This window comes from Pseudomonas sp. SDO5591_S426 (assembly GCF_054070755.1).
The window spans coordinates 1-3,792 of sequence record NZ_JBSVXD010000317.1 but is presented as its reverse complement, the minus strand read 5'-3'; the positions used below and the strand labels follow the sequence as shown (position 1 = coordinate 3,792).

2 protein-coding genes are annotated in these 3,792 nt (G+C 61.9%); both read right to left on the bottom strand.

Going from position 1 to position 3,792, the window contains the following annotated elements; genetic code table 11:
* Positions 1–102 precede the first annotated feature (102 nt).
* Entirely contained in the window at positions 103–2,955 is a 2,853-nt protein-coding gene (gene gcvP, locus ACW9JC_RS29190) for an aminomethyl-transferring glycine dehydrogenase (RefSeq protein WP_457459378.1), read from the bottom strand.
* Positions 2,956–2,966: 11 nt separating this feature from the next.
* Positions 2,967–3,350 carry a glycine cleavage system protein GcvH gene (gcvH, locus tag ACW9JC_RS29185; protein ID WP_150703051.1) on the bottom strand — a complete coding sequence of 128 codons (384 nt, stop codon included), beginning with the start codon at positions 3,348–3,350 and terminating at the stop codon, positions 2,967–2,969.
* Between the last annotated feature and the right edge of the window lie 442 nt (positions 3,351–3,792).

Sequence of the window (3,792 nt, the reverse complement as noted above, 5' to 3'; positions counted from 1 at the left end):
CTTGCTTTTGATGGAGATCAAAAGATCGCAGCCTGCGGCAGCTCCTACAGGGGGAGGTGGTGTTATGGACAGTGGGGGCAGGCGAACCCGCCCCCTCATTCGTTAAGCGTAGCTTTCGATCGACGGGCAGGCGCAAACCAGGTTGCGATCGCCGAAGACGTTGTCGACGCGGCCGACCGGCGGCCAGTACTTGCCTTCGATCAGCGACGCAACCGGGTAAACGGCTTGCTCGCGGCTGTACGGGTGCGACCACTCACCGACCAGCTCCGCCGCGGTGTGCGGTGCGTTTTTCAGTGGGTTGTCGTCCTTGTCCAGCGTGCCGTTTTCCACTGCGCGGATTTCTTCGCGGATGCGGATCATGGCGTCGCAGAAACGGTCCAGTTCTTCCTTGGATTCACTTTCAGTCGGCTCGATCATCAGCGTGCCGGCGACCGGGAACGACATGGTCGGGGCATGGAAACCGAAGTCGATCAGACGCTTGGCCACGTCATCGACGCTGATGCCGCTGCTGTCTTTCAGTGGACGCAGGTCGAGGATGCACTCGTGCGCTACCAGACCGTTGCTACCGGTGTAGAGCACTGGGTAGTGCTCTTCGAGGCGACGGGAAATGTAGTTGGCATTGAGGATTGCCAGCTGCGAAGCGCGCTTCAAGCCTGCGCCACCCATCATGCGAATGTACATCCAGGTGATCGGCAGAATGCTTGCGCTGCCGAACGGTGCGGCGCAGACCGCGCCTTCCTTGCGCTCCATCTGGGCGTGGCCCGGCAGGAACGGGGTCAGGTGCGATTTCACGCCAATCGGGCCGACGCCCGGGCCGCCACCGCCGTGTGGAATGCAGAAGGTCTTGTGCAGGTTCAGGTGCGATACGTCGCCGCCGAACTTGCCTGGTGCGCAGAGGCCGACCATCGCGTTCATGTTGGCGCCGTCGATGTACACCTGGCCGCCGTTGTCATGAATGATGCCGCAGATTTCACGGATGCCTTCTTCGAACACGCCGTGGGTCGACGGGTAGGTAATCATCAGCGCAGCGAGGTGTTCGCGGTGCTCGATGGCTTTGGCGCGCAGGTCTTCGATATCAACGTTGCCACGGGCATCGCACGCGGTGACGACAACGCGCATGCCGGCCATGTTGGCGGTGGCCGGGTTGGTGCCGTGGGCCGACGACGGGATCAGGCAGATGTCGCGACGGTCTTCGCCACGGCTCTGGTGGTAGGCGCGGATTGCCAGCAGACCGGCGTATTCACCTTGGGAACCGGCGTTCGGTTGCAGCGAGATCGAGTCGTAACCGGTGGCGGCGCAGAGCATCGCTTCCAGTTCGTCGGTCAGTTGCTGGTAGCCGGCACTTTGCTCGGCCGGAGCGAACGGGTGCAGGGCACCGAATTCAGCCCAGGTCACCGGGATCATTTCGCTGGCGGCGTTGAGTTTCATGGTGCACGAACCCAGCGGGATCATGGTGCGGTCCAGCGCCAGGTCCTTGTCCGCCAGTTTGCGCAGGTAGCGCATCAGCTCGGTTTCCGAGTGATAGCGGTTGAACACCGGGTGGCTGAGGATTGGCGACTGGCGCACCAGTGCGGCAGGAATGGTGCTTTCAACACTGCTAGCCAGCGCTGCGAAGTCCGGCAGGGTCTTGCCGTTGGACAGCAGGGCCCACAGGGTTTCAACGTCGGCCTGGGTGCTGGTTTCGTCAAGGGACAGGCCCAGACGGTCAGCGTCCACAACGCGCAGGTTGATCTGCTGGGCGCGTGCCTGATCGTGCAGTTTGGCGGTGTCGGCACCGGTGGCCACGGTCAGGGTGTCGAAGAAGTTTTCCTGTTCGACGTTCAGGCCCAGAGCGGTCAAGCCCTTGGCGAGAATCGCGGTCAGGTGATGCACGCGGTTGGCAATCTGCGTCAGGCCTTTCGGGCCGTGGTACACGGCGTACATGCTGGCGATGTTGGCCAGCAATACTTGCGCGGTGCAGATGTTGGAAGTGGCCTTCTCGCGGCGGATGTGTTGCTCGCGGGTCTGCATGGCCAGGCGCAGGGCCGGCTTGCCGAAACGGTCCACGGAAACGCCGACCAGACGACCCGGCATGTCACGCTTGAACGCATCCTTGGTGGAGAAGTAGGCGGCGTGCGGGCCACCGAAGCCCAGCGGCACACCGAAACGTTGCGCGCTGCCGATGGCCACGTCGGCGCCGAATTCGCCCGGCGGGGTCAGCACGGTCAGGGCCAGCAGGTCAGCGGCCACGGCTACCAGAGCGTTGGCAGCGTGGAAGCGTTCGGTTAGTTCGCGGTAGTCGAACACGTCACCGTTGCTCGCCGGGTATTGCAGCAGGGCGCCGAAGAACGGCGTCACGTCGCTCAGCTCGCGTTCGTCGCCAACCACCACGTCGATGCCCAGCGGCTCGGCACGGGTGCGCAGTACGTCGAGGGTTTGCGGGTGGCAGTGCACGGAAGCGAAGAACTGGTGGCTGCCTTTGTTCTTGCTCAGGCGTTTGCAGAAAGTCATGGCTTCGGCAGCGGCGGTGGCTTCGTCGAGCAGCGAGGCGTTGGCGATCGGCAGGCCGGTGAGGTCGCTGATCAGGGTCTGGAAGTTCAGCAGCGCTTCGAGACGGCCCTGGGAAATTTCTGGCTGGTACGGGGTGTAGGCGGTGTACCAGGCCGGGTTTTCCAGCAGGTTGCGCAGGATCGGCGACGGCGTGTGAGTGCCGTAGTAACCCTGGCCGATGAAGGTCTTGAACAACTGGTTCTTGCCGGCGATGGACTTGATCAACGCCAGGGCGTCGGCTTCGCTCAGTCCGTCTCCCAGGCCCAGTACGCTGGTGCCCTTGATGCTGTCCGGAATCACGCTGGCGCTCAGGGCTTCCAGCGAGTCGAAGCCGAGGCTGTTGAGCATGGCTTGCTCGTCACCGGCGCGCGGGCCGATGTGACGGGCGATGAATTCGTTGGCGGTGGTCAGGGTAATCTGGGTCATGTCAGTGCTCCTCAGGCTTCGGCTTGGGCTTTGATCAGGCGGTCGTAGGCGTCTTGATCCAGCAGTTGGCCGACAGCGGCGGCATCGGCAGGCTGGAAGCGGAAGAACCAGCCTTCGCCCAGCGGATCTTCGTTGACCAGTTCAGGGCTGCTGTCCAGCGCCGGGTTCACTTCCAGCACTTCACCGTCGAGCGGCATGTACACGCCGCTGGCGGCTTTTACCGATTCCACGGTGGCGGCTTCGGCGCCTTTGTCGTAGGACTGCAGCTCAGGCAGTTGTACGAAAACCACGTCGCCCAAGGCGTTCTGTGCGAAAGCGGTGATGCCGACTGTAACGCTGCCGTCAGCTTCGGTGCGCAGCCATTCGTGATCTTCAGTAAAACGCAACTCGCTCATGGAAACTCCTAAGGGGGCCAGACTCGTCTGGTGGACGCGATTGAATGCTTGGGCAATGCCCTGGTTATGACGGAGTACATAGCAAGATCGCGGCCAATGTTGTTTTTTCTATTGGAATCAATGGTTTGGAGGGTTTCGGAGGTCGTGGGAATTCGACGGCTGTAGCGAAATCGATACGGCAGGTGGCATGGATAAAAGCCGAGGTGGATCAAAGCCTTGCACAGTCGTGATCGCAGAGGGGTGTAGCGATATCGTTCCGCTGTAGCGCTTTCAGTACAGATGGAGGTCGTTTTTGACCCAAGTTTTCGGCTGGATGGAGAACCCTGTGGGAGCGGGCTTGCCCGCGATCGCGGTGGGTCAGTCGCCTTCAATGTTGCATGTGCCAATGTCATCGCGGGCAAGCCCGCTCCCACATCTATGGATACCCCCATTTCTGCAATAC

What these genes read in the sequence shown, in the direction of transcription:
- gcvP (WP_457459378.1), bottom strand. Translation starts at nt 2,955, where the DNA reads ATGACCCAGATTACCCTGACCACCGCCAACGAATTCATCGCCCGTCAC.
- gcvH (WP_150703051.1), bottom strand. Translation starts at nt 3,350, where the DNA reads ATGAGCGAGTTGCGTTTTACTGAAGATCACGAATGGCTGCGCACCGAA.